Origin of the sequence: Maribacter sp. 4U21 (assembly GCF_002742365.1) — a bacterium.
Taxonomy (GTDB): Bacteria; Bacteroidota; Bacteroidia; order Flavobacteriales; family Flavobacteriaceae; genus Maribacter.
Genome location: NZ_MDGN01000074.1, coordinates 132,063 through 157,138, shown reverse-complemented (window position 1 = coordinate 157,138; position 25,076 = coordinate 132,063). Strand labels below are relative to the sequence as shown.

At 39.7% G+C, this 25,076-nt stretch carries 25 protein-coding genes; 7 read left to right on the top strand and 18 right to left on the bottom strand.

Features of this window, described 5'->3' with window-relative positions; translation table 11 throughout:
* Position 1 precedes the first annotated feature (1 nt).
* The 7 genes from BFP77_RS15755 to BFP77_RS15725 form a co-directional block, all read right to left on the bottom strand.
* On the bottom strand, positions 2 to 841 hold the full coding sequence (locus BFP77_RS15755; RefSeq protein ID WP_099575002.1) for an MORN repeat-containing protein: 840 nt from the start codon (positions 839 to 841) through the stop codon (positions 2 to 4).
* A 35-nt stretch (positions 842 to 876) separates the two neighbouring features.
* Positions 877 to 1,710, bottom strand: a complete 834-nt coding sequence (locus BFP77_RS15750; RefSeq protein ID WP_099575001.1) for a DUF2490 domain-containing protein — start codon at positions 1,708 to 1,710, stop codon at positions 877 to 879.
* Between the two features lie 2 nt (positions 1,711 to 1,712).
* Positions 1,713 to 3,668, bottom strand: a complete 1,956-nt coding sequence (locus tag BFP77_RS15745; RefSeq protein WP_099575000.1) for a hypothetical protein — start codon at positions 3,666 to 3,668, stop codon at positions 1,713 to 1,715.
* A gap of 197 nt (positions 3,669 to 3,865) precedes the next feature.
* Complete coding sequence (locus tag BFP77_RS15740) at positions 3,866 to 5,068, bottom strand: PQQ-dependent sugar dehydrogenase (RefSeq protein ID WP_099574999.1); 1,203 nt, start codon at positions 5,066 to 5,068, stop codon at positions 3,866 to 3,868.
* The gene (locus BFP77_RS15735) at positions 5,065 to 5,958 is read right to left on the bottom strand and encodes a sugar phosphate isomerase/epimerase family protein (protein WP_218963480.1); all 894 of its coding nucleotides are present in this window, start codon (positions 5,956 to 5,958) and stop codon (positions 5,065 to 5,067) included. Before BFP77_RS15735 ends, BFP77_RS15740 begins: the two co-directional genes overlap by 4 nt.
* Before the next feature lie 63 nt (positions 5,959 to 6,021).
* On the bottom strand, positions 6,022 to 7,272 hold the full coding sequence (locus tag BFP77_RS15730; protein ID WP_099574998.1) for an NAD(P)/FAD-dependent oxidoreductase: 1,251 nt from the start codon (positions 7,270 to 7,272) through the stop codon (positions 6,022 to 6,024).
* Positions 7,273 to 7,377: 105 nt separating this feature from the next.
* Entirely contained in the window at positions 7,378 to 8,931 is a 1,554-nt protein-coding gene (locus tag BFP77_RS15725) for a DEAD/DEAH box helicase (RefSeq protein ID WP_099574997.1), read from the bottom strand.
* Positions 8,932 to 9,059: 128 nt separating this feature from the next.
* Between BFP77_RS15725 and BFP77_RS15720 the strand changes: the two genes are divergently transcribed.
* Positions 9,060 to 9,638 (top strand): pseudouridine synthase, encoded by a 579-nt coding sequence (locus BFP77_RS15720; protein ID WP_099574996.1) that lies wholly within the window; start codon positions 9,060 to 9,062, stop codon positions 9,636 to 9,638.
* A gap of 72 nt (positions 9,639 to 9,710) precedes the next feature.
* Here the strand turns inward: BFP77_RS15720 and BFP77_RS15715 are convergent, their stop codons facing one another.
* Together BFP77_RS15715 and BFP77_RS15710 are read right to left on the bottom strand one after the other, a co-directional pair.
* On the bottom strand, positions 9,711 to 10,655 hold the full coding sequence (locus tag BFP77_RS15715) for an EamA family transporter (protein WP_099574995.1): 945 nt from the start codon (positions 10,653 to 10,655) through the stop codon (positions 9,711 to 9,713).
* 24 nt (positions 10,656 to 10,679) lie between these two features.
* Positions 10,680 to 11,138, bottom strand: a complete 459-nt coding sequence (locus tag BFP77_RS15710) for a cold-shock protein (RefSeq protein ID WP_099574994.1) — start codon at positions 11,136 to 11,138, stop codon at positions 10,680 to 10,682.
* 300 nt (positions 11,139 to 11,438) lie between these two features.
* Here BFP77_RS15710 and BFP77_RS15705 point away from each other — a divergent pair, with 300 nt between their 5' ends.
* The gene (locus BFP77_RS15705; RefSeq protein WP_099574993.1) at positions 11,439 to 12,890 is read left to right on the top strand and encodes a c-type cytochrome; all 1,452 of its coding nucleotides are present in this window, start codon (positions 11,439 to 11,441) and stop codon (positions 12,888 to 12,890) included.
* A 1,121-nt stretch (positions 12,891 to 14,011) separates the two neighbouring features.
* Here the strand turns inward: BFP77_RS15705 and BFP77_RS15700 are convergent.
* Positions 14,012 to 14,806, bottom strand: coding sequence for a hypothetical protein (locus BFP77_RS15700; RefSeq protein ID WP_099574992.1), 795 nt, complete (start codon positions 14,804 to 14,806; stop codon positions 14,012 to 14,014).
* A gap of 201 nt (positions 14,807 to 15,007) precedes the next feature.
* On the opposite strand from BFP77_RS15700, the gene BFP77_RS15695 reads away from it, so the two are divergent.
* Positions 15,008 to 15,637, top strand: a complete 630-nt coding sequence (locus BFP77_RS15695) for a GntR family transcriptional regulator (protein ID WP_099574991.1) — start codon at positions 15,008 to 15,010, stop codon at positions 15,635 to 15,637.
* Between the two features lie 10 nt (positions 15,638 to 15,647).
* Here the strand turns inward: BFP77_RS15695 and BFP77_RS15690 are convergent, their stop codons facing one another.
* Positions 15,648 to 16,241, bottom strand: a complete 594-nt coding sequence (locus BFP77_RS15690) for a hypothetical protein (protein ID WP_099574990.1) — start codon at positions 16,239 to 16,241, stop codon at positions 15,648 to 15,650.
* A gap of 3 nt (positions 16,242 to 16,244) precedes the next feature.
* Positions 16,245 to 16,736 (bottom strand): RNA polymerase sigma factor, encoded by a 492-nt coding sequence (locus BFP77_RS15685; protein WP_099574989.1) that lies wholly within the window; start codon positions 16,734 to 16,736, stop codon positions 16,245 to 16,247.
* Between the two features lie 123 nt (positions 16,737 to 16,859).
* Between BFP77_RS15685 and BFP77_RS17060 the strand changes: the two genes are divergently transcribed.
* Positions 16,860 to 17,003: a hypothetical protein gene (locus BFP77_RS17060; RefSeq protein WP_180272375.1), complete on the top strand. Its 144-nt coding sequence runs from the start codon at positions 16,860 to 16,862 to the stop codon at positions 17,001 to 17,003.
* A gap of 3 nt (positions 17,004 to 17,006) precedes the next feature.
* Here the strand turns inward: BFP77_RS17060 and BFP77_RS15680 are convergent, their stop codons facing one another.
* From BFP77_RS15680 to BFP77_RS15670, 3 genes are read right to left on the bottom strand one after another with little or no spacing between them, the layout of a single operon-like run.
* Positions 17,007 to 18,110: an amidohydrolase family protein gene (locus BFP77_RS15680; protein WP_099575133.1), complete on the bottom strand. Its 1,104-nt coding sequence runs from the start codon at positions 18,108 to 18,110 to the stop codon at positions 17,007 to 17,009.
* 8 nt (positions 18,111 to 18,118) lie between these two features.
* Positions 18,119 to 18,730, bottom strand: coding sequence for a nucleotidyltransferase family protein (locus BFP77_RS15675; protein ID WP_099574988.1), 612 nt, complete (start codon positions 18,728 to 18,730; stop codon positions 18,119 to 18,121).
* Positions 18,727 to 19,737, bottom strand: a complete 1,011-nt coding sequence (locus BFP77_RS15670; RefSeq protein WP_099574987.1) for an XdhC family protein — start codon at positions 19,735 to 19,737, stop codon at positions 18,727 to 18,729. Before BFP77_RS15670 ends, BFP77_RS15675 begins: the two co-directional genes overlap by 4 nt.
* A 161-nt stretch (positions 19,738 to 19,898) precedes the next feature.
* On the opposite strand from BFP77_RS15670, the gene BFP77_RS15665 reads away from it, so the two are divergent.
* From BFP77_RS15665 to BFP77_RS17055, 3 genes are all read left to right on the top strand, one after another.
* Positions 19,899 to 20,990 (top strand): vWA domain-containing protein, encoded by a 1,092-nt coding sequence (locus tag BFP77_RS15665; protein WP_099574986.1) that lies wholly within the window; start codon positions 19,899 to 19,901, stop codon positions 20,988 to 20,990.
* Positions 20,991 to 21,191: 201 nt separating this feature from the next.
* Entirely contained in the window at positions 21,192 to 22,019 is an 828-nt protein-coding gene (locus BFP77_RS15660) for an OmpA/MotB family protein (RefSeq protein ID WP_099574985.1), read from the top strand.
* Positions 22,020 to 22,190: 171 nt separating this feature from the next.
* A complete protein-coding gene (locus BFP77_RS17055) occupies positions 22,191 to 22,358 on the top strand; it encodes a hypothetical protein (protein ID WP_180272374.1) in 168 nt (55 codons plus the stop codon).
* Between the two features lie 4 nt (positions 22,359 to 22,362).
* On the opposite strand, the gene BFP77_RS15655 is transcribed toward BFP77_RS17055, so the two are convergent.
* The 3 genes from BFP77_RS15655 to BFP77_RS15645 are packed head-to-tail and all read right to left on the bottom strand — an operon-like array spanning position 22,363 to position 24,925.
* On the bottom strand, positions 22,363 to 23,847 hold the full coding sequence (locus BFP77_RS15655) for a M14 family metallopeptidase (RefSeq protein ID WP_099574984.1): 1,485 nt from the start codon (positions 23,845 to 23,847) through the stop codon (positions 22,363 to 22,365).
* Entirely contained in the window at positions 23,844 to 24,500 is a 657-nt protein-coding gene (locus tag BFP77_RS15650; RefSeq protein WP_099574983.1) for a peptidoglycan recognition protein family protein, read from the bottom strand. Before BFP77_RS15650 ends, BFP77_RS15655 begins: the two co-directional genes overlap by 4 nt.
* On the bottom strand, positions 24,497 to 24,925 hold the full coding sequence (locus BFP77_RS15645) for a 3D domain-containing protein (protein ID WP_257212997.1): 429 nt from the start codon (positions 24,923 to 24,925) through the stop codon (positions 24,497 to 24,499). Before BFP77_RS15645 ends, BFP77_RS15650 begins: the two co-directional genes overlap by 4 nt.
* Between the last annotated feature and the right edge of the window lie 151 nt (positions 24,926 to 25,076).

Sequence of the window (25,076 nt, the reverse complement as noted above, 5' to 3'; positions counted from 1 at the left end):
CTTATTTTTTCGCCTGCTGTACCAATTTATCGTTCTTCCAGATGCCTTTGACAACTTTACCGTCTTTGCCGTAAAAAGTGCCTTGTCCGTTGCGTTTGTCCTCTTTCCATTGTCCGGTATACTTTTCTCCGTTTGGCCAGTAATAAGTACCGAGACCGTTTCGGGTATCTCCTTCGTAGGTACCTTCGTAACGTTGACCATCCGACCAATAAAAAATACCTTCCCCATGTCGTTTATTGGCCAACCACTCCCCTTCGTAACGGCTTCCCGTGTCCAACAAGGCAATACCGGTGCCGGTAGCCATACCGTTTTTAACCTGCCCCACGTAATGCATCGTATTACCTTTTTTGCTGTTGAAGGTCAAATATTCCCCGAAAGATTTTTTGCGTAACTGGGCCTGCATCCCTTTCAGTTGTACTCTGGCCTTTTCAAGGGCAAAATTGATGGAATCATAACGTCTTATTTCCCTAGGCGTCGCAATTTCAGAAGCGGTGGAATCTTTAAGATTGGTGTCCGAGAGCAAATCCGTTCTCTTTTCAGCGTTAAATTCTTGTAATTTTTTTGCCAAGGCAATTCTTAAGGGTATGACCTTGTTTCCATCATCGATGGTCTGTTGGGTATTTCCGTAAGACGTAATGGCTTCCTCGTACTTCCCTGCAACCAGCATAGAATCGATACGCAACAGTTCTTTTTGTTGTGAAGTCCGATTATCCAAGGCTATTTTGGCCTTTTCGCTCTCGTTCAATTCCCGTTGTAACCCATCGGTCTTAAACATAAAGAATACGGCAACTCCTGTTGCTAATATCAATAAACTATATGGTAGCGCAATTCTTTTTTTCATGGTTCCTTAAATGTACTCTTTAATTTACGGATGCCTTAATCGTTTAGATGTATGGAAGGCAATTTATCCCTAACTTTTCTAAAATCGGGAGAGAAATACATATGAAATCGAAGGGTCCAGGCCTGCTTAAATATACCCCCATTGCTCAATTGTTGCCCTTGTGAATACATGAGGCCGGCGGCAAACGTAAGCCGTGGTGTAACAATATACCCCATGGTCGTGGTTAAACGTAGGTCTTCCATGGGACTTGCCACCACAACCTTTCCACTCTGCATAATAAGTTCCGCTTCTGGAGAAACATAAAGGGTTTTAGGTTCTAGTTTGTGACTGTTGAGCGGAATTTTTGCCCTGAACATATACCGATAGCGGTTTCGGAAGACATATTCACTATTATCTTCAAAACCCTGCGTCCATCGGTGTTCTATACGCAACCGATGATATATCATTGCACTATACAAGGGCATGGCGAATTGGTACTGATGCCAAATACGCCATTCCGGTACTAGATTTCTGTCTTCGGAAGTTTCATCGGTATTAAAATTGAGACGTAGCACACCACCCAAAGCAGCATTGATTTTTTTATTGTAGATATAGCCAATGGCATGTCTATTATAAATTTGGGCCACTTGCCCTACAAACGGGGTAGCTTCCGTCTCCTCGAACCTAAAATGCGTTTGCGCTACCCAGAACAGGCGTTTGGATATCCTGATATTTCCATAGGTGTTTATCCATGTCTTTGTAACCGGTTCTTTATACTTAGATTCCAAAGGTAAAACCTCTTTCTCCTCTTCCTGAGCACTTGAAAATAAACAAGACATTAGTAGAAAGACTACCAATAACGAACTACATATGTTATTTAAGTACTTCATTCTTAATCTTCTTTGCCGATTGGATGGTTCATAAGTAAGTCCAAAACAACGTTAGGTTCCGTGGTCCTCTTTAACTTTCGTTCTAATTTTGACGTTTCTTCATTTCGAAGCAATAACATCTGTTGATAGGTTTCCTGGAGCAAATTCCCAAGTTCATTTGCGTTATCACAACTTAAATTAGTTTGTATCTCGTCCAAGAAGTAAGGGAGCAGTACTTTTCTATATGCCGCAGTCAGTCTTTTTTTGACCTCCTCGTTCATTAGGTTAGCCATAAAGGGGTTCCAGATACGGTCTTGGTATTCACTTTCTATTTTTTTTGATTGTTCCGGTAAACTTCCTACGGCCAAGGCTAAGGTCTGGAGTTGTCTCATGCACGACGAAAGGGCTTTAGCGCTGCTCAATTTGAGCTTTACGTTTTTTTCACTGGCATAAGTGCTTAGTCCGGCATCAGAAACCTCTTGAATGCTGTTCAGTGCCTTTTTGCCAGCATTGTTCTGAAGATTTCCCAAGGAGTCTATCGTAGTGTTTAGCGTCTCTTTCTGAGTAATTAAAAGGTTTTCTATGGCGATTAGCTCTTGCTCTCGCTTATCCTTGGTCAACTTTTCGTTTAAAATATCCTGCACATATTCCAAGCTATTCTTTGCGTATCCGCTCCATTGAAGTACAGCGGATAAAGTATTGGTATTCATATCAAAACCTGGGAATCCGGGTAATTCGAAAGAAGTTTTCTGCAGGCTAGAATCCTTTAATTGAATCGTGGTAGAAGGTGGGCCCTCCGTCCAAGATGTGCTAATCAGGTGTGCTCTAGGAACAAACTCTAGAATTCCATGCTCCCTAGACGTATTCATTTGCTCTAAAGGAACAAGATAGGCCTCGTTAATAGCAGCTACTACGGTATACAGGTATAACGCTTGCTTATCCGAAAGTTTTAAAATATTCAGCTGGGAATTATCCAAAAAGGAGGTGCTTATTGCCGCAGCCGACCTGTATAATGAACTAATACTATCCAACTGTTGTGCTTCCTCCTCGTTTAAAGGGTAGAAAGGCAATTTTACCTTAAACTCCGGTAAAAATTCCGCTTCGCCCAAGTTGGAAAGTACGGTGTCGATTTTTTTATAATAAGCTGCATTCTCTTCGAGCAAATTGGTCATACGCTCCCTAAAAATATTGGTGGTGTCACCAATGGATTTTTGTAGCTGAAGTGCCTCGAGGTATCGTTTATCTAAATTTACGGTTTTCGTTGCTGCGGTAAGCGTACTGAAAACGGGAATGTTCCTGGGTGTTCCGTTCATTTGAAGTTGTATAGACCTTAATACACCATCATCGAATATCCAACTTTCGGACGCACCCAATTCTTCCGAATCGTACAAGGCCCATTCATCATGAGCCAACCCGTTCCGTAAAAATCGACCTACCAAGGTTCTGGTGCTATTCTCTATACTGAAACTACTTTGTGGAACCCCCTTGTCAAAATCAATAGTACTTTTAAATACGATTTCCTCTACCTCGGAATCCACGATCTTATTGACTTCGTAAGACCACTTACCGTCTGGCTTTCCTTGACTAATACTTCCCTTTGCCTCTTCTTGAATTCCGCTGATGGTTACCCGATAGGCATAATCGATAACCTCCGATTGCTTGTCCGATTTAAATTCTCCAAATTGCAAAACCCATGGGCCGTTGGGATAGTTGTTGGAAAAATTCCCTTTAAAAAGAAAGGAATAGTCCTCCTCCTCCAATAAGGCCTCAAGGCTGGACCTTTGCATTAAGAACGAACCGTCTAGAATAGTATCGTTATTCTTAAGGAAATAATTAAAAGCAGCTTTGCCTTGATAATCCCCCACTTTATATGGACCATTATATTGGCTATTTTCTTGAGCAAAGAGCACCGAGGATAGGAAAAAAAGACCTAAAAAGTGCACAAAGACAGTAAACCGTGTATAATTTAACCGTTTCATGCGGCAAAAAAACTAAATAAAATTTAGATGAAGTAGGTTTAACGCGGAAAATTATACCCCAGTTATAAACGTCATATTTTATCTAGAATAGCTTTTCAAACGAGATTATCGGCTTAGTGGTTCTATTTCTCTCTGAAAATTCCAGGGCAATACGTATTTGAAATAACATATGAATTGTAATCAAATAACTCTGAGCATTAATCTCGTTGAGCAACTAAAGGCTCTTCATAGCTGACCCTATAAATGGCATCTCCATAATCGTCTGAAATCAACATGGAGCCGTCTTCTAAAAACAGAAGATCTACTGGCCTACCAAACCGCTCTTGAGAAGCCTCATCCAACCATCCGTCCAAAAAGGTTTCATAAGCTACCGCTACGTTATTCTCTAATTTGACCATGGCAATTTTATACCCTACTTTTTTACTCCTGTTCCAAGAACCATGTTCGGCAATAAAGGCATAGTCCTTATATTTTTCCGGAAACATTTTGCCCGTATTGAATTTAACGCCAAGCGGAGCTACATGTGCTCCCAATGCTTGTACCGGTGCAATGAAATCCGAACAGGGCTTTTGGTCACCGAATTCAGGGTCCTTTACCACCCCACCATGACAATAGGGGTAACCAAAATGCTGACCAACTTCCGTAACCCTATTCAATTCACATGGGGGAATATCGTCTCCTAGCATATCCCTACCATTATCCGTAAACCACATTTCCTTAGTATCCGGATGCCATGTAAACCCGACACTATTACGAACACCTCTAGCGTAAATCTCTCTATCGGAGCCGTCCGGGTTCATTCTTGTGATGGTAGCATAACGTTCATCTACCACGGTGGAATCGCAAATATTGCAGGGTGCACCGACAGGGACGTATAATTTATCATCTGGTCCAAAGGCAATGTACTTCCATCCATGATGAAATTCATCTGGGTAGTCGTCATAAATGACTTCTGGTTCGGGCAGGCTATCAAGATGGGATTCAATATCTGAAAATTTCAATAGGCGATCTACCTCTGCTACATATAGGCTACCGTTTTTAAAGGCTATACCATTTGGAACTTCCATGGTTGTGTCTAGAACAATGGTTCTGTCCGCTACAAAATCATGGTCCCTATCCTGAATGGCATAAACCGTATTTTCGTTTCTGGTGCCTACGAAAAGGGTGCCGTTATCGCCCATAGCCATGGAGCGCGCACCATCAATGCTGTCGGCATACACCTCTATTTTAAAACCATCAGGCAGTTTTAATTTATCAATTGGAAGCAACGATGCAGGCTCATTATAATGCACAACAGGTTCGCCTTTGGTTTCTTCTGACGGCTTCTCTTTACAGGATTGTCCTAATACTAATGCGGATAGTACTACTAATGTTGCTATTCTAGAATTTAAGTTTTTCATAAATATTGTTGTAAATTTTCTTTAAAATGAACTGCACTATCGGCAATACTCTGCATGGAGTTTGTCGCATAATTACCACCCTGTTCCAGGTAATAATATTTTAACGCACTTGTATCGAGTTGAGGCAGTAGTGCTGCATAATCTATAGAACCATTACCCAGTTCACTATAATCTCGGGTAATCTTGTCCATATCTTTAATGTGCCACATGACAAAGCGTTCGGGTGCCATGGCGATTAACTCCTGTGGACTTTTTTGGGAAGAATGTACGGCCCAATACAAATCTAACTGTAGTTTTACCAAAGACGGATCAGTTTCATCAATAATCCGCTCGTAACCTGTTTTGCCGTCGTAGGTTAAAAATTCAAAATCATGGTTATGATAGGCAAAACCTAATCCGGCCTTAGTAATTCGTTCTCCGATATGGTTCAAAAGTTCCGGAAGCTTTTTGAAAGTCGCTTCCGTTCTCTGTTCCGGTGCCATCCATGGCCAGGTGATATAGCTGTTATCAAGGGTGGCTGCACCTTTTATACAGGCGTCTACATATCGATTTAAATCGTCTTTGGATGCCTCTAAATAGTCAGAAAATCCATAATGACAACTGGAAGAACTCAATCCTAAATCGCTCAATATATTGCGAAACTCAGCTGCTTCATGACCGTAATAACTGGTGTTCTCTGGATTGAACCCATATAGTTCAAGGTCCTCATAACCCAGCGACTTTACAGTTTTAAGACTTCCGATTAGGTCTTTCTTCAGTGCATCCCTGATGGTAAACGCTTGCAATCCTAACATATAATTTTTCTTCTTATCCATAGAAAAGATGGGTTTAGGAAGTAGTGCTAGGGCAAGACCTGCGGCGGTATGTTTTGTGAATATTCTTCTGTTCATCAGGACGAGAAATAGATTAAAGGATGCTGCCCACTATCAAATATAAGTTTATTATCATTTCAATTAAAGGCTTTTGCCCTTGGCTACCTCTATTAATCCCAAGGCCGCATTTTCGCCGCTCAGCATGGCCGCATTCAAAGAGCCGTTTACCAGATAATCTCCGGCTAGAAAAATAGCATCTGTTAATCTCGTTTCGGTTGGGGATATGCTGGCGGTAATAGCTTTTAAATCTGGTAGTGCCTTTTTTATGTTGTAGGTCTTCAAGTAGCTTACGTCACCGATATTACATTCTGCTTGTAGCTCGTTCTTTACCTTGGTGATCAATTCCGATTCCGAAAGTTCGTGATTCTTGACCACGGTAACCGACAATAGTTCATCGGACCCAGAGTTCTCCGTGCTTAAAGTATTATGGAAAAAGATATTGTTGATAAAAGCGTCCGTTTTGGCGACCAATCCTATTAATGGCCTTGTGTCCTTGTTTTTAGGCGTAGTAAAATAAAGGGTTTGGCAAGATTTCCAGTGTACCTTTTGGTTACGCAGGTTTTTCACTAGACCGGAACCTTCGGTGGCGATGATTATAAAGTCCACTCTTTTGGTACTTCCGTCCTTAAAAAACAGTTTGCCATCCTCACAACTAACTAAAGCGGTATTATATACGATCTTAGTGGTTTTTAGGGTATTGTGTAATTGTTCTGGAATAGCACCGATACCTGTTTTTGGCAGCGTTGCATGACCCGTTCCGAACATCTTGTAAACGAACTGAAACATTCTAGACGAGGTGCTTAGTGCTTCCTCTAAAAAAATTCCCGCAAAAAAAGGTTGAAAAAATAAGTCGATGATTTCATTACTGAACCCCCTATTTTTAAGATAGTCCATCGTGGTGGTTTCCTTTTCCTCAAAAATAGTTTCTATGGATTTTTTCTTGAGCTCGGTATTCAACTTTAGAATTTCAATTTTGTCGGACAGAGTTCCTACACCAGCGGTAAGGGTCGGGAAGAGTAAGGATAGTTTTCGTAGAGGGTCACCGATGACTACCTTTTTTCCATTATTATAGATAAAGGCTCCAGGAAGGAATTTTTGAAGTGCTAAGTCTTCATAATTCAAGTATTTTTTAGCCATGGGATAAGAATCTAGCAAAACCTGAAAACCATGGTCTAACTGATAGCCATCCATAATATCCGTCTTTACACGACCACCTACCCTATCGGTCTTCTCATAAATAGTTGGTGAAAAGCCATTGGCTTCTAATACTTGCGCAGCGATGAGACCACTTACACCTGCGCCAATAATAGCAATTTTTAAATCCTTTTCCATACCTGTAAAAATAGGAAATGAATGGTATAGGATGCACTAATTCTAATAGATAAAAAGAAGTTTTCTATCCGTAACCAAAACAGCGAGTTGAAAGAATTCGATTTACTAGTCCTCTGGCGGAAACCCATGAATATCCTCAAATACCCTGTCGAAATTCTCACGGAGGTAGGCATTTAGTTTTTTCTGGTAGTCCAGTTTTAACCAACTGATAAAATTATAGGTGCTTTTACTGATGCATTTACCGTAGACCTGTATTCTGTTATCAATATCTTCCTTAAGGAGTTTTGCCAAAGCAATGGCATCGTAGACATCTTCGCTGTTTTCAATACATATATAAGCATGTTGGGCAATGGATTTCTCCAAAACCACTTTTGAACTTTCCCCTGAGAAGGTAGCCTCTTTATAGGTTGCCTTAATATCAAAATAGGTATTTTCCGATTTGGCGAACTCTTCTTTTATTTCCTCGGAAAGGTCATGCTTAAAAGTACCTTCTATCTCCTCATCATCCTTAATACGGTCCATGTAGAAGTTAGGTGACTTGAAAATAGCGTTCCAATCCAAATCTGCACCCCAAGGACCAAAGCGGTACATGTTGTTCCCAAGGTCAATTACGGTAAATTTTGACTTGTTGTTAAGGACACGGGAGCCCCTACCGATCATTTGGTAATACAAGGTCAATGATTTGGTGGCCCTGTTCAAAATAATCGTATCTATGGTGGGTTCATCAAACCCGGTGGTCAGGATACTGACAGAAGTAAGAATGGCATCCGGAGTTTCTTTAAACCATTTTAGTATTTGTTTTCGTTGTTTTTTTGTAGCGGTGTTGTCCAAATGCATAATAGGTAATCCTGCATTCTTAAAGGTGTAGTATACCTGCACGGAAGTCTCGATACCATTATTGAATATCAAGGTCTTTTTCCCTTTAGAATGCTTGGTATAGGCTTCCAATAGTTTGTTCAACATAGAAGCACTGGTATACAGGTCCGATGAGGACTTTACCGTGTAGTCACCGTTAGAACCTACTTCTAGCGAGGTCAAGCCCATATCATATTGAAAGGTCTCTGCCCTTGCTAAAAAATCGTTTTCAATTAAATTTTCGATAGATTCCCCAGCAATCAGCTCATCGTAATTACCGTTCATGGGCAAATCTTTATTGGAACTCAGGGGTGTTGCCGTTACACCGAGGATAAACGAATTCTCAAAGAACTTGAATAACTTGGTGAAGGAATTGTAGTGCGCCTCATCAATGATAACGAGACCAACATCGGAAATGTCCAGCTTGTCATCATTCAACCTATTGTTCAAGGTTTCCACCATGGCAACGAAACAGCTATACTCCTCTTGGTCATCCAAATTGGCCTTACTGTTCACCACCTTGTTCATGACACCAAAATCGGTAAGCATATTAGAGGTTTGGTTGCAAAGCTCCACCCTGTGGGTCATTACCAATACTTTTTTAGAATGATTTTTCAGGTATTGCCTTACGATTTCAGAAAAGATAACCGTTTTACCACCACCTGTAGGTAATTGATATAGTAGGTGGTAATCTTCCCGTTCGTTATCGAATTTTTCAAATATTTGCTGAATAGCACCCTGCTGGTAACTATACAACTCTTTATCCGTCTTTTTTTCCTGTAATTCGATCAAGGTCTCTTGCATACTATCTTTTTTCGGGAGCCTGCAAAGGTACAATGTTCTATAGGGTTTTGCTAATCATTAGGTTAAAAAGGGTATCTTTCCGACCAATGAAAGTATTGCCGTATAATTTCTTCATTATCTTCATCTAAATGAGCGAGTCCAGTCATTTCAAATTGTATAAACCATTTGGAATGTTAAGTCAGTTAACTTCCAGTGAGAAGCGACAGGTTAGAAAGAAAAAGTTCCTTGGAGAACTCTATGATTTTCCTCCGGGAATAATGCCAATTGGTCGTTTGGATGAAAAGTCTGAAGGATTGCTGTTAATGACTACGGATGGAAAGTTAAGCAACCATATTAATAAGGCGAACATAGCAAAGGAATATTACGCTCAATTGGATGGTGTTATAACAACAGCAGCACTAATTCAGCTCCGTAAAGGGGTCATTATTGGCTTATTTGGAAAAAACTACACCACCAAGCCTTGCCAAGTTGCTAAATTACAAGGGCTTCCCATCTTGCCTCCGGCAGATTCCAAGTTACGTATTGGAGTGCACAGGCCAACTTCATGGATTAGCATTACGCTTACCGAAGGTAAATTTAGACAAGTTCGAAAAATGACCGCGGCGGTGGGGTTCCCTACGGTAAGACTTGTTAGGGTACGCATCGGAACCATAGGAATTGGAGATATGAACATAGGGGATGTACTTCCTACAACCTTGGATTTTTAGGATTGATAATGACTTTAACGTTAGATGATTTTCTTAAGTTTTTTGAACATTACCTCCTTTTTAAGGATAGTATTATGATTTTTCGTCCGAAACTTGTTTTGTAGAAAAACGGGAAAATAGGGTAAGCTTCTTTTTGGTATTGATAAAATAAACTCCCGTTAATAAAACTATCGCTGCGATTATGGACTGCGTTGTAATTTCTTCGTTTAGGAAGTACCACCCCAATAGCATTGCTATAATTGGATTTACGTATGACGAGGTGGCCACTTTTTCCGGAGAAACCACCTGTAATAAATAATTAAAGGCCGTAAAGGCTACGATACTTCCAAAAACAATAAGTAAAAGCATGGACCAGAGCACCGGAAGGCTCCATTCCGTGGGAGAAATCCATTGTTCCCCAATTACCAAACTTATTAGAAACATAGAAATGCCGCCTGTAACCATCTGATAACCGGTGTTTACAAAATAGTTCGCCGGTAAATCGGCCTTACCTACGAACAGGCTACCATAGGCCCAACTAAACATGCATGCAAAGATGAGCATCATGCCCAAAATAGCACCATCCTTGGTTATAATCTGTTTTTGACTGACTAAGAGATAGATACCTACAATACCCAATAGGACGCCTACAATAGACATGGGTTGAATTCTTTTACCTTGTAGTATGCGCATTAAAAGTAGTACCACCAAAGGCTGGGCGGAAACCTCCAAGGCGGCAAAGCCACTATCCACAAACTGTAGGGCCCAAACAACGACTCCATTACCAAAGGTCAGGAACAAGAATCCTGCCTTAATGGTGTTTATAAATTGCTTCCTTGTAATCCTTAAGGGAAATCCTAGGATTTTGGCGATTATAAAAATTAATAACCCGGCCACAACAAAACGTATACCTGCTAACATGAACGCAGGTAACTCTGTTACTGCAATTTTGTTTAATAGATAGGTGGAACCCCAAATAACATAGATAGCAAAGAAGGCCAATATAACTAAACCCGTATTACGTTTGGCTTCCCTCAAATCAAATAATGGCGGTGTAGAGCCTTAGATTTTTTTGACACGAACTGCGTTCATGCCTTTCATCCCTTTTTCTAGCTCGTAAGAAACATTGTCGTTCTCAATGATTTCATCGATAAGACCACTTACATGAACAAAGTACTTTTCGTTGTTCTCAGCGTCAATTATAAAACCGAATCCTTTTGAAGAATCGAAGAACGAGACCTTTCCTTTTCTAATGGGGTCAAAAGCTTCCTCTTCTCCCGGAACCTTCTTAGGAATACCTAATACGATGTCTTCCGCCTCTATTTCCACTTTCATCGAAGGGTCTGGCGGTGTATCCACTAAATTTCCGTTAAAGTCTACATAAGCCAAAGGAATACCTGAAGTACCGTTTTCCTTAGCTTCTGCTTTCCGAGCAAGCATTTTCTTCCTCTTTTCTTCACGTTTTTTCAAACGCTTCTTTTCTTTTTCAGTTTTATTAAATGTCTGTTGCGATTTTGCCATTGATAATTTTAAAATATTATAAGATGTACATCTGAGTTATAGCAATGTAAAGGAACTTGAATAAACGACTTATAACAACGTATGGTACTAAGTTCTTGCGCTTTGTTAAGGAAGTAACGTGTAATTACTAAGCTATCAGAATTGTTACAAAGATAAGATTTGTATTTTAATTTTCAAGTAAGAGCCAATGTAAGTATTTGACAAAGGCCTTTTGTCGACAAAATAGGCCATCTAACCGTATAATCGGTAGAATATAATGGCATTAATTACTTTTAAGGATTATATAGACTCTATTCAAGGATGAAATACAAATTTCAAATACTTTGCTTACTATCATTTATCCTGGTACTACCTTCTTGCTCTAGTGAAAATTTAGCGGAAGAATTGGAAATTATAGAGGAGCCAGAAGTTGTAGAAGAACCTGAACCCGAAATTATACGAACTACCGCAATCCCGGAGTCCGTGCAGCGACCCGGAGATGCGGAGAAAGGGGAACAGTATCTATTTTCTGGCGATTATATGAGTGCCGGAATACCATATGATGCTTGGTTACGACTTTATGGAGAGGATAATTCCAATATCTTGAACAGAATTGGTGATAACGCGGTTATTTCTTACGACAATACAGCTTTTATAACTAAAAACGGTGTTAGGGCGGTAGCGCCCAATTGTTTGAATTGTCATTCCTCTTTTATAAACGATGAATATGTGATTGGTTTAGGGCAGCATGATGGTGATTACACTACGAACAGGGCGGATAATGTGGCCCTACTAACCACGGCCATCAACTCGGTGTATGGAGCTAACAGTCCCGAAGCAATCTCTTATCAACAGTTTGCCAAAAGCATAACCGCATTGGGACCCAAAACCATGACACTGAGCCGCGGTGTTAACCCAGCGAACAAAATTGCCGAAGTACTGGTATCTCATAGGGATAAAAACACCTTAGAATGGCAAGATGATCCGCTAGTCGATTTACCGGATGAAGTAATTCCTACAGATGTTCCTGCATGGTGGTTGTTAAAAAAGAAAAATGCCATGTTTTTCAATGCGATGGGAAGAATGGATTTTTGTAAATCTTTTATTGGCGCTAGTCTTCTAACCATTGACGGTACGGAAAAAGCTATTGAAGTAGATGAGAAAGTAGAAGATATACTCGCGTATATCTATAGCTTGGAGGCCCCTGATTATCCATTTGAGGTAAATTCGGATTTAGCTGGGGAAGGGAAAGTAGTTTTTGAAAACACCTGTTCTTCCTGTCATGGTACATACGGGGAGCAAGAAACGTATCCCAATTTCCTAGTGGCCTTGGAAAGTATTCAAACGGACCCCGAATTATCTAATCATTACAACACTCCTTCTGAGCTCAACACGTATTTTCTAGATTGGTTCAATAACGGTTGGTTCGGAACATTCGGGAGTCCCTTGGAAATAGTTCCCGAGGGTGGCTATGTTGCGCCACCTCTGGATGGTATTTGGGCTACAGCGCCGTACCTTCATAACGGTTCGGTACCCACTTTAATGGATATGTTGAACAGTAAGGCCCGACCTGAATTTTGGAAAAGGTCATTTGATAACGCTGATTACGACACGAATAAAGTAGGTTGGAATTATACGGTAGAAACAGGCCAGTCCGATAAGAATACCTATAACACTAACCTTAAGGGTTATGGTAATGGCGGACATATATTCGGGGATGAGCTTACCAATACCGAAAGATTGGCGCTCTTGGAATACTTAAAAACATTGTAACCTTTTTTTTGGCGTACCCTTCTAAATGAATACGGTAGGAGTATGAATAACACATCCCTCCTATCCTCTTCTGTACCAATTTTTATTCCGTAACAAAAGCAAATGACCATAAGGCAAGCTACAAGGTATTAAAAGTAAAGCCTCCATTTATTAAAACGCAAGTTTTTTATCATTATAGATTTCGATATCGAGTACATATAAAAGCTCACTGCCAGACCACTTTCACAAAGGCATATACGGTATAAAACTGAGGATTTTCTGTGCAGACAAGAATAGGCGAAGCTGTGTTTGAGCATCTTTTTACTCGTTTATCCTGTTTTTATTTAACTAAAGCGTAGCCTTTGATTTATTTAAAATTTTGAAAATCAATTAATTAATTGATTCGATAATTTTGATTTTGTTAAATAATGTTAAAAGCAGTACCTTTTATTACATAGTACTGTAGCAAAACTTATTTGCCCTCGTCTATTAGACATAAGAAAAACAATAACAATCATCAATCAATTTTTATCAATCATTAAAAACGAACATCATGAAAACTTTCATCAGACAATCACCGACAGAATCTAGAAGACACTCTTTCTTTTCGAATTTCAGGAATAGCAAAAAGGGTACAATGGGCAGAGGTTAGGAACCATATGCACTAATTACAACAATAATCAATCATCAATCAATTTTCATCAATCATTAAAAACGAACATCATGAGAACTTTCAACAGAAAATCACCAACAGAATCTAGAAGACACTCTTTCTTTTCAAATTTCAGGAATAGCAAAAGAGTACAATGGGCAGAGGTTAGGAACCATATGCACTAATTACAACAATCATCAATCATTAAAAATCGGGGTTATGAAGCATTACAGGAACTTATCCCCAACGACATCAAAAAAATTCGCTTTTTTTACAAGTAATTCAGGTAGTAAGCGTATACGTTGGGAACAGAGAAGGGAATTTACTTCCTAATGGATCGGCAACTAAGTTATAAAGGATATGACCTAATCAATCATATCCTTTTCTTTATTTTAAAAATTTAAGCGAGCTTATCACCTTCCATTGTAATGAGATAAAAGAAAACCCCTAATAAGGTATTATAGGTTTTTTTGTATGACTGAATTTATGTTTAATTCTTCAAGGTGATTTCCTCTTCTACCCCGTTGGGGTATGTTACTAGCGCTATGTCGTCACAAGTACCGTCTCCGAAATTTACACCTATCGTTAAACCGTTTTTATCTATGGTCATGTTGCCAGTATTAAGGTATGCACAGTTTAGATTACCTTGCAAAGCAGAAATTACGCTTACATTATATGTGTTACCATCGGCCATTAATGTCCAGTCACCTTCAATGGAGAATGTGGTGGACTCAAGACTATCTCCAAAAGTAATTCCAAATGTCTTTGTTCCATTTTCTGAAACAGTGGAACCATCTTCTAATACCAGAGACATATTACTCGTTACTGCGAACGAAACCACATTTTCGTTGGAATTTCCGTTTAAAACATAGGTTCTGGTACCGTTTATTTTAATTTCACCCACATAAAAATCTTCATAAACTGCCGTATACGAGGCGGTTTCATTATCTAAATTGTAGGTAACCACTAAAGTACCGTTCACATTGTCGCTACCGTTCAAAACACAGTTGTTAAAAGTCACCGTATAGCCGGTATCCGTATATTCCGCATTATAGCAGTCGTCGTTCTTAGCCGATTTACCTGAAGTACTATTATTCATATATAAATCTGATAAAACCGTATCTACTGCTCCGGAAACATCGTCGGTTTCCAAAATAGTTTTAAGTTCCGTGGAGGTAAGTTCCACGTTTTCCTCTGTTTCCGTTTCATCACTACAACTAAGAATGACAACCACGCCCATCATAATAAGGGCGATTCTTTTGAATACTGCTACTGAAATTTTCATATTATTTGTTTTGTGGGTGTGAATAATATGAACGGGAGGTAATTAAATTTAGTATAAGCTGTTAGGTTGATAGTTAGTACTTTAACATAGCAGAATTGATTCATTCTTGTACTAATCATTTAATTAGTATGGCTTAACACTGGGGTGTACAGCAATAAACTTTAGAATTTCCAGTTTAAATCGTATACGATATACGATTATATGATAACGAAAGTAAATTTAAGAACGCAAGTACGAGATCATCTTTTGAGCCAAATGGTTAAGGGCGAGCTTCAAATAGGAAAAACCATAAATTTGGCTGCGCTCTCAAGAGAATTGAATATCAGCGTTACCCCAATTCGGGAAGCCCTGACCCAATTACAGCAGGCCAATATCATCAAGGCCATACCCAATAGAGGTTTTATTATAGCCGAGCTGGATGTAAAAGAAGCGGAAGACCTGTACAATCTTGTGGCCAGTTTAGAGGTTATGGCCATTGAAAATACGGAATTCGATACGCAGGATATTGAAGCGCTTAAGCTGCAACAACAGGTTTTTGAAGACGCAAAGGATGCACTGTCACGCATACAGGCCGATTTAGAGTTTCATAGATTGCTTACCAAAGGGCATGATAACCATTTGGCTTTACAAATTTTAAATGACTTAAAAACACGCATATTCTTTTATGAAAGGGCATTCATGACGGACGATTCGTTCTATAACAAATCCGATAACCAGCATGATGCGATAATTTCCGCCATTGCGGATGACAATGTGCCCACAGCCTCCCTCCTATTAAAAATGAATTGGATGTTAATTTTAAACTATATTCAGAAAAAGTTGACGGAGTGAGTTTTTTACCCTATTCCAATTCTTTTATCAATTGCTCCGCAGCATTGGTAATACGTTTGTAATGACCATAACCCCAAAGGGTAAAAAGTATCAAAAAAATAGCCATTATGCCAAGTTTCCATAGCAAACTAGAGGGCTCTAAAAAAAGATTTTTGTCATTGAGTATCTTCGCTACGGTAGGTAAAAAAGCAGCCAAATACAACATGCCGGCAAAACTCCCATAACGCTGTATTTTCAGCAGATTGGTCTTCGCTTGGGTGTATTTAAGTAGTGCGTCCTTGTAGTTTAAATTAATAATATCCAATTGGCGAATACGCTTTAGGGAACGCAGGACCAAGAAAGGCAAGAGTATACTAAATAATACGGCAAACAGCCCACAAGCAAGCAAATACCAGGTATCTAGCTTATTTACTTGTATTAAAATGAATACCGCAGATGCCACACAGACCAAAGTTCCCGCTTTTTCATAACTGGTTATGGTCCTAAATTTAGCTTTGTATTTCTCTTTTGTCATTTCCATAATAATATCATTAGTAAGTTCCTTTTGTTTTTCCAATTCGTGGCTCATCGCTGTCCATGCCGTTTGTAATTCTTCTAGTTCCATGAGTTAAGGTTTTGTCATGTTGTTTCTTAGTTTGGATTTGATCCTGGAGATTTTCGTGCCTATATTAGAGCCGCTCAATCCGGTAATCTCGGCCATTTCTTTATAGCTTTTTCCCTCTAACAGTAAGAGCATCAGTCCTTTTTCCAAGGCGTTCAGGTGTCGTATATGATGATATAACTGCTTTAAACGCTCTTCGTAAACTTCATCCAATACTTCACTACTGCCCACAACAACTTCGGATATAGGAACGGCATGGATCTCTTTCCTTTTGGATTTCTTTAAATAGGTTATGGCCGTATTCATGCCTACACGATACATCCAAGTGGTTATTTTGGACTCTTTTCGGAACGAATCAAAATACTTCCAAAGTTGGTATACGATTTCCTGAAAGAGGTCCTCTTGATCTTGTTTCGTATTCGTATATATCGATGCTACCTTATAAAGTAGCCCTTGATGCTCACGTATTAATGCGGAAAATGCTTCTTCTTTAGCCATTTGGCCTTGCTGGTTTTCTTATTGGTATACGGAACAGTAAAAAAATCACACAAAATGAAAAATTTTAATCCTGAACTATACAACAAGCTGAAATATAGAACGTTTTAGGCATAAATTAATCGTATGCAATTCTTAAATAAAGAAATTGAGGCCTTGACTAAAAGGAAAAAATCCACATCGCTGGTAAGGAAAGAAGTATCCTGTGGTATTTTTCAAGATGTGGAAGGTCTTGTCAATACTCCCAAAGAAGAAAAGGACGGACAATAACCATTAGTCTTCAAAAAGTGTCTTGTCCAGACCAGGTATCAGATTAAGGGCGTTCTTGTAATACACCTTCCGGAGCACTTCGTCCGGCAATTTTAAGCCGTACATTGCCCAAAAAGCATGGTATTTTTTATAATATGGAAAATACTCATCATTACTTTCGAGCACACGGAAATAGGTAGGAAACTCCTCAGGTCTCCAACTGTCCTTTCCAAAAAGTATTCTATCTTGATATTTTATAAAGAATGCTCTTGCGTTTTGCGGTTGTCTTCCTAGCTCGGCGATTACTGCGGCAATGCCCACGTTCATATTGGGCATGGCATCAAGGAGTGTCCCAAGTTTACCCAGATTATTGGCATACCAACCCATATGTGCATTAATGAACTTTGTTTTTGGATGTCTCTTAAAAACATTGTGCTGCTCCTGTATTATCTGTTCCCAAGGCGCGGGGTCAGTGCTGGAACGTTTTCTTCGGGGATGTGTCTTTAACTCTAGCCAACGCTCGTTATCACCGTCCATATCGTCCCAGAACGATTTGGGGTCCGCTGCATGGATGAGTACTGGCACACCCATTGCTGCACACTTAGCCCATACAGGGTCCAAGCGAGCATCGTCTATGGCCAATCTTTCGCCATTGGAATCCTTATAGCGCAGTCCTAGACTTTTAAAAATTTTAAGTCCCTTCGCGCCATTCTTTATATCCTGCTCTAACTTTTGTGCGGCTTTTTCACCCCAATCGGCATCATCCACACTAGAAAAATCGACATTGGCGAATACAACGAATCGGTTCGGGAAGCTTTTGTTGATGTTATCCACTTTACTTTTAAGGCTTGCCCCGGAACCACCGCTGAGATTTACCATAATACCCTCATTTAAGGACTCCATATCCTTTACCAATGAAGTTAATTTTCCAACGGACATATCCCGCTGATGACTGTGAACGTCTATAAAAGGAAATTTAGCCCGTTTTATCTCCTTTCCCGGCACTACTAGAGTAGATGTAGGATTGTATTCCTCAAAACTCATCTCCTGACCTACCGCGTTGAACACTATGAAAATAAAGGTAAAAACCAGTAGGGTTGTATTTTTAGAAATACTGCTTTTAGTCATATGATACATCAATTATACTGTTCGTAAAGCTTTTGGTATTCTTCTGGGGTGTCTATATCCGTAATCCTGGCCCCGGCATCAAAGATATAAATTGCTTCCTTATATTTAGCCAATACCTTCTTAGCACCGGTATCCGCGTCTAAACGGGTCAATTCCGTAACAACATCATGCCTAAAAAGAGCCGGTACACCCGCTTTGGCAGCATATTTGGTAGCGAGGATGGGGTGATTCTTCCTTTGAAATTCACTTATCATCGCCTTATAATAGGCAGTATCCATCAAGGGCTGATCTGCCAAACAGACTAGAATTCCCTCGTAAGCTTCGTCCTGATTTAAAATATGGGCTACACCGCAGGAAATACTATTTCCCAGGCCTTTTTCCCAACTCGTATTATGGATAATCGAGGCAGATAGCGCCGCAAAGTCGATTTGCTTAAAAATAGCATCGTAGTTGGCACCTAAAACTATATACAAATGCTGTTTTTGAACCTCTCGCAGCGTTTTAAGTGTATGGGAAAGCAGATTAGACCCTTTCCAAGGCAGTAACTGTTTTACTTTTTGCATACGGCTAGCGGCACCTGCGGCCATCACCAGTATCGCTATTTTAGAAGTATTTTTCAATGATGAATACCTTTCTGTTTGTCCTTCAACATCATCGGTTCTTGGTTTCTGATAACAGCCAATATTTCGGAAAGGATGGCAATGGCGATTTCCTCGGGAGTTTCCGCTCCGATATTCAGTCCTGCCGGACCATGAATGGTATCGAAGAAGTCATAGTCTTCATCGGGATACAGATCAATGAACTCCCCGAACAATTTTTCTCTCCTCTTGGAAGGTCCTAAAAGTCCAAAATACATCGGGGCAGTATTTTTTAGTGCGAACAAGTATTTTAAATCCTTGACATAGCTATGCGTCATCAACACCACCGCTGTTTGTTCATCTATCTGTGCTACGGGCATCTCCAAGGGCTGCGTATTCCATAGCGCATCAATTCCCGGGAAATCCGTCAGCGTCTTTTCTTCTTCGGGTACGGTACACACCTTGACCTCCCAGCCCATCTGTAGGGCCAACTGTGAAAGTTGCACGGCATCGTGCTCTCCTCCCACGAGCACTAATTTATAGGAAGGTAGCATCTCTTGCTCAAATAGTTCTAGCTTAGGTTCTTTTTTCTGCTTCGGCTCAAGATGATATTCCTTTCCAGCAATAACAAATATAGAACCGAGATGCTCGTGTTCGCCATATTCCTTGAGATATTGTGCTGTAATAGAAAATGGTTTTCTTTGATCGATTATGGTTTCGAACGCATCAAGGAAGGATTTGTCGGGCGCAAAAGGCTCCAACAAAATGTATAATATTCCTTCGCAGCCCAATCTGAATCTCCCATCGTAGGTCATCATTTTTGATTTTCCCGATGCGAAAACCGTACTCGCTTGAAAAACAATCTCCTTCTCAACACAACCACCGCTTACGGCACCCGTGAGTTCCCCGTTTTCACAAATAAGCATGCGCACACCTGGCCTTCGATATGATGAACCGTCCAAGGCCACTACAGTAGCAAGAACGGATTGTAATCCGTGGGCTTTGTAAACAAGGTGTTGTTTAACTATTTTCTTTAATTCGTGGGTCATGGATATCCTGCTGTGGAATTAGGGTTGGTATACATTTGAAAATTACCTATTTCCAATAGGCTTCAAGACCTACTTTAACAATGTTTAACATATTTTTTTAAATCCCTCATAATTTCTGGACAGAAAGACCGTTCTGCTTGTTGAACCCAAAATATATGTTTATGAAATTATTTTTGAAGACCTTTGGATTTACTTTATTTATGGCACTTTTCGTTTCTTGCGGTAATGCCGATGATGATGTAAATCTAAACTTGAATTTTGGTGACGGCCTTGGTAAAGGAGTCCCTGTGGACGATTGTTTAGGATTGGAGGAAGGGGAATTGGTGTTGTCCATCCAAGAAGAGTTTACCACCTTACCCGGTAAGGTATCTATTTTCTTTAGAGTTTCCGATACGGACGGAAATCCTGTTCCTGGTTTAAATGCCGATCAGTTTACAATTTACGAACAAGGAAGGAACGACGATTGTTTCAATACCATTTCTACATCCGAGTCTTTTGCAAGAATATCTCCGAATGCCCAGATATTCAGTAATAACACACTTTTGGTACTCGATTTGAGTAATAGTGTACTGGACAGTAGTTTGGAGGAACTAAAAATTGCAAGTACCAGTTTCATCAATAACGTTATGCCGGAAATGGCTCAAGAATCTTTCCAAATGGCCATATATTGGTTCGATGGCGAGGATGAGTTGCATTTGCTGAACGAGTTAACACCGTCAAGACAGGATTTAATTGCCGCTATTGATGGTATTACGGACGATATCAGTTCTGACCCCTCTACGGATTTATACGGAGCGGTGATCAAGTCAACGGACATCGCGTCTAACCTTATCAGGGAAACCACTACGGGCGGAAAGATTGGGGCGGCCTCGGTTGTCATATTTACGGATGGTACCGATCAAGCCTCTCGATTTACAAAAGATGCCGCTTTAAAGAAAGTAACGGATGCCGATTCAAATATTTCTTTCTTCAGTATTGGATTAGGAAGTGAGATAGATACCCAGGTGTTAACGGATATTGGCAAAACAGCTTCTGTTTTTGCAACGAATAAGGAGGAATTAGAAGATACGTTCAACGACATCTCTGAGAAAATATCCGAACGTGCCAATAGCTTTTACCTCTTTGAGTATTGCAGTCCAAAAAGGGATGGTAGTGGAATAAATAATTTGGCCATAGAAGTTAAAACGGGTTCAAGGGAAGGTGCTGTGCAGACCAAGTTCGATGCTAAAGGATTTGAAGGTGGCTGTAATTAACAACAGCTTAAACTAAGCTTTTAAAGACGCCCACGGGCGTCTTTTTTTATGTTTTTTAAGAACTGTAATAAGGAATTGAATGCCAATTATTTAGCGACGTTTCTAGACTGGAGTATGCATAGACATCTGCATGGTGAAACATCCGTTTATCGATTTCCCCCGTAGATGTAAGTGTAAATACTAATTAAAAGAACTAAGAAAATGAAAAATTTATCAGTAGTTGGAATACTTTCCATAGCACTCCTAACGTCATGTGTGTCTAAAAAGAAATACGTTGCTTTGGAAGATAACTTGGCACAGACGCAAAGTATGCTTACGAAGACTCAGGTGGAAAAAGAAGAATTGGAAACCAAGTTTTCTAAAATTGAAGCGCGTGTTGCGGAGTACAATTCTAAAATCAATTCGCTTAAAGAAATGAACGACAGTCAGTATACTACCGTAGACGATGTCGCTGTTATGAGCAACAATACAAAAGCGAATATGCGCAAGACTTTGGAAAAAGTTGACGCGTCAAAATTAGCAGAGGCTAAAACTTTACAAGACTCAATGAACTTAGCGGTTTCATACAAGCTAAAGCAGTCTATTTCGGACGACGATGAGGATGTAGAGGTAAGTATAGACAAAACGGTAGTTATGATTAACATTTCGGACGAGTTGTTGTTCAATACCGCGAGCTACAGAGTAAGCAACAAAGCCGACAAAATATTGACCAAATTAGCAGAGGTCATTAAGTCGGAGCCAAGCATGGAAGTTATGGTAGAAGGGCATACCGATTCTAGAACCATTAACACGCCCATGGTAACCGATAACTGGGATTTAAGTGTAAAGAGAGCAACCTCTATCGTTAGGGAGTTACAAACTAAATACGATGTAGACCCCACACAATTGATTGCGGCAGGTAGAAGTAGTTACTTACCATTGGTGGAGAACGATTCCAAAGAGAACATGGCCAAGAATAGAAGAACTAAAATCGTTATTCTTCCAAACTTGGATAAATTCTTCGCTTTATTGGACACGGCAAGTTTATAATATAGTACCTACATAAGTATGATTAGGGAGGCTTTTGCCTCCCTTTTTCGTTTCTCACCTATACAGAGTAGGGTTTTTGGCTCGGTAATTGTTTGGATTATACAACCCCGAATCATATACAACGAATCACATCCTAAAACACCTGGCTATTGAATTTAAAAGAAAAAAATTATGGATGTTATCAACGAAATTCTTCAGAAAAGTGCGCTAGGAGTGCTGTCAAACGCATATAAGAGCCTAGTCTTGGTTTTATTTGCATCCATCGTTACCACATTAGTGATAATGTTGTTACTCCTATTAAAACATGGCTCACATATCAACGTGCAGTTCGGATACTAATAGTTTATCTAAATAACATCGCGTTTTTCTTTGCGAACAAAAAAATAAGTGATTTTTTACTCTCTTTTAGATTTATTAAAAAACCATTAATTACCGCATATTCTAACACGCCATCCTTTTCTAAAAAGAAAGTTGGGTTTATGCCAGGTTTCAATAAAAATTCAGGCACTTGATAATTTTTGCTAATTATATGAAAGGGTAATGGTGAATTTAATTGTGTATTCCCAATTTTACTACTACGAACGTATCCATATCCAGATTTCAAAATTTCTTGATAATCTAAATTTTTCATTTCCTTTAAAGAATTGAGTACTTTTGGATATACTTTGGCCTCTTTCAAGATATATCCAGTAGCATCAAAATTCTCGTATCCGTAATAGGTAGACAAATCACCTTGGTCCCAGATGCGGCTACTGTACCAAAAATCATTATGGTCCTCGTAATCTACTTCTACCTGATTGATTCCTAAATCTATCTTGTACGGTTTCCCCATTAATTCATAGGTAGCTCCCGTTATTTTCAAATCGAACAGTTTACGGTCGTTCTCCGGAATTTTTTCATATTCGGAAATAGGAATATCCTTATAATTTTCTTTGGCAATCGTATAGATGGCCGAAAGTATAGAAACATAGTTCAATTTTCTGATTTCCTGCTTCTCGGTATCCTCAGGGTATCCACCAGATTCAATGAGAATAGTGCTTGTACCCCATTTTTGAATATTATCCCCAAAGGCCCTGGGTTCAAAATCGTCATTATACCGGCCTACCTGCCCAGGAGCATATTTCTGTAGGATACTATTCATAAAGACGATGATTTTAATGGCGTTGCCCCGAACTTCATTGATATCTTTTTCATAGTTGTAGGCAGGTGCCAAATATGAAATGGTAGCTGGTTTTTCCGTACGTTCTGCATTGTAATAGGTGCTCTGGTCGTGCAGGTTAAAACCAAAATCGGCCTCCAGACTGTCGCGAACTCTTTTCAAGGTCTGCGATTCCGGGGATTGTAAACGTAACGCATCCCTATTGATATCAACCCCTAATAAGTTTCTTCGTTGAAATAGTTCCGCACCATCCGGGTTTAACATCGGTAAAAAATGTACGGTAAGGTTATTCAATATCGCTTGCTTCTCTTCTGCAAAATCCGGACTGTCCAAAAAGTTCAATATGTCAAAAATGGCCTGTGTGGCGGTAGGTTCATTGCCATGCATCTGTGACCATAGAAAAACATCGGTAGTACCCGTTCCAATGCTAACTAAGTTCAAACTTTTTCCTCCTATGGAGCTACCGACTTTAGTCACTTTAAACTTTGGGTTCTTTGCAAAAGCGGCGAGTAAGGGTTGAATGTCTTGGTGCTTAATGCGCCTTTTGTTCAGGGTTGGTTCCTTATATTTTTCGTAAGAATCATATAGCTGTGTGGTTATATTAGCATCCTGAGCCTGTACAGGGGCAAAACAACAGCAAGCAAGGAATACAATAATTAGGTTTTTCATTCAGGTATGTCTTTAAAATTTAAGTCGTTTACGGCTTTTCTTACGCGTCTCATAAATGCCGTTCCGGGATCTGTTTTTTTAGTGCGGTACCCGTCATCTTTCTCCAACCATAGCGGATGGTCTTCAAAACGGGTGTATTCATAATGGCCAATAAGATATTCAATAGGGTACTTCTCCTTTAAATAGCGCACCAGCCAGATATTGGATTTTAGTTGTGCTTTGGTAAGCGGTTGGTCCCTATCGCCTCCTACGTTTTCAACACCAATGGCACAATGATTTAAACCAATGACATGTCTCGCCATGGTAGTTTCTGGCATTAGTCGGTATATTGTGCCATCACGGTCTACCATAAATTGAGACGAGACATTTAAACCGCTGACATCCTTTATATCGGGCCGCCAGTTGGGTAAACTCGGATTGTTGAAGGCTTCAAAAGATTTTTCAAGGGTTGGGATAACGGTCCAATGGAGGACTATCATTTTAGGAACGATTGTGGGGTCGTCCTTTTCAAGTCCGTAACGTTTGGAAAGATACTCCAGGGTAAGTATTTCCCGTTCTTCATTAAAAATGATAGGCTTATCCACAATAGTTTTCGTGGTACTACAGGAGACGACCAATAACCCTAATACTAATAGCGGTAGGAAACACTTCATTCTTTAGCTAAATTTTTTGCAGTATCCCGCTTCACGGCATATTTGATTTGAACCTTACGTCTGCCCCATTCCCGTGCTTTTTTAACGTCTTCATCCATATAAATATCAATTCTGTTGGTCCATCGTTTGTTCATTTTATCCTTCACCAAGTAAATTCCCTTAAAGGTATCTATTTTTACCATGGTATTGTGTCTTAGGCCCTTTCGCAACAAGTCCCTGGACACAGCAATCCATTTGACTCCGGGCGTAATGGAATCACCCCAAGCCGTAATCTTTGGATGCTCGTAGGACGTTTGCGCTGGAGTAGAATTATAGGCTGCTGCGGTTACTTCTAAGGGAATCCAATCATAACGCACGACATCTTTTACCTCCTCTTTGCAACCAAAAAGTAAGCAACAAATACATATGAAAAGGGCAATTCTCAAACTAGGGATTACTATTTATTGGATTCTAAGATAATACGATTTCTTCGATTTAGGAATGAAATAGAAAAGACGGTCACTCGAATAAGAAATAGAATACGTCATTTACTCCTGTTGTTTAATTGTTGAAGAATTCCAATTATCACTAGTTGAA

What these genes read in the sequence shown, in the direction of transcription:
- BFP77_RS15755 (WP_099575002.1), bottom strand. Translation starts at nt 841, where the DNA reads ATGAAAAAAAGAATTGCGCTACCATATAGTTTATTGATATTAGCAACA.
- BFP77_RS15750 (WP_099575001.1), bottom strand. Translation starts at nt 1,710, where the DNA reads ATGAAGTACTTAAATAACATATGTAGTTCGTTATTGGTAGTCTTTCTA.
- BFP77_RS15745 (WP_099575000.1), bottom strand. Translation starts at nt 3,668, where the DNA reads ATGAAACGGTTAAATTATACACGGTTTACTGTCTTTGTGCACTTTTTA.
- BFP77_RS15740 (WP_099574999.1), bottom strand. Translation starts at nt 5,068, where the DNA reads ATGAAAAACTTAAATTCTAGAATAGCAACATTAGTAGTACTATCCGCA.
- BFP77_RS15735 (WP_218963480.1), bottom strand. Translation starts at nt 5,958, where the DNA reads ATGAACAGAAGAATATTCACAAAACATACCGCCGCAGGTCTTGCCCTA.
- BFP77_RS15730 (WP_099574998.1), bottom strand. Translation starts at nt 7,272, where the DNA reads ATGGAAAAGGATTTAAAAATTGCTATTATTGGCGCAGGTGTAAGTGGT.
- BFP77_RS15725 (WP_099574997.1), bottom strand. Translation starts at nt 8,931, where the DNA reads ATGCAAGAGACCTTGATCGAATTACAGGAAAAAAAGACGGATAAAGAG.
- BFP77_RS15720 (WP_099574996.1), top strand. Translation starts at nt 9,060, where the DNA reads ATGAGCGAGTCCAGTCATTTCAAATTGTATAAACCATTTGGAATGTTA.
- BFP77_RS15710 (WP_099574994.1), bottom strand. Translation starts at nt 11,138, where the DNA reads ATGGCAAAATCGCAACAGACATTTAATAAAACTGAAAAAGAAAAGAAG.
- BFP77_RS15705 (WP_099574993.1), top strand. Translation starts at nt 11,439, where the DNA reads ATGAAATACAAATTTCAAATACTTTGCTTACTATCATTTATCCTGGTA.
- BFP77_RS15700 (WP_099574992.1), bottom strand. Translation starts at nt 14,806, where the DNA reads ATGAAAATTTCAGTAGCAGTATTCAAAAGAATCGCCCTTATTATGATG.
- BFP77_RS15695 (WP_099574991.1), top strand. Translation starts at nt 15,008, where the DNA reads ATGATAACGAAAGTAAATTTAAGAACGCAAGTACGAGATCATCTTTTG.
- BFP77_RS15690 (WP_099574990.1), bottom strand. Translation starts at nt 16,241, where the DNA reads ATGGAACTAGAAGAATTACAAACGGCATGGACAGCGATGAGCCACGAA.
- BFP77_RS15685 (WP_099574989.1), bottom strand. Translation starts at nt 16,736, where the DNA reads ATGGCTAAAGAAGAAGCATTTTCCGCATTAATACGTGAGCATCAAGGG.
- BFP77_RS17060 (WP_180272375.1), top strand. Translation starts at nt 16,860, where the DNA reads ATGCAATTCTTAAATAAAGAAATTGAGGCCTTGACTAAAAGGAAAAAA.
- BFP77_RS15680 (WP_099575133.1), bottom strand. Translation starts at nt 18,110, where the DNA reads ATGACTAAAAGCAGTATTTCTAAAAATACAACCCTACTGGTTTTTACC.
- BFP77_RS15670 (WP_099574987.1), bottom strand. Translation starts at nt 19,737, where the DNA reads ATGACCCACGAATTAAAGAAAATAGTTAAACAACACCTTGTTTACAAA.
- BFP77_RS15665 (WP_099574986.1), top strand. Translation starts at nt 19,899, where the DNA reads ATGAAATTATTTTTGAAGACCTTTGGATTTACTTTATTTATGGCACTT.
- BFP77_RS15660 (WP_099574985.1), top strand. Translation starts at nt 21,192, where the DNA reads ATGAAAAATTTATCAGTAGTTGGAATACTTTCCATAGCACTCCTAACG.
- BFP77_RS17055 (WP_180272374.1), top strand. Translation starts at nt 22,191, where the DNA reads ATGGATGTTATCAACGAAATTCTTCAGAAAAGTGCGCTAGGAGTGCTG.
- BFP77_RS15655 (WP_099574984.1), bottom strand. Translation starts at nt 23,847, where the DNA reads ATGAAAAACCTAATTATTGTATTCCTTGCTTGCTGTTGTTTTGCCCCT.
- BFP77_RS15650 (WP_099574983.1), bottom strand. Translation starts at nt 24,500, where the DNA reads ATGAAGTGTTTCCTACCGCTATTAGTATTAGGGTTATTGGTCGTCTCC.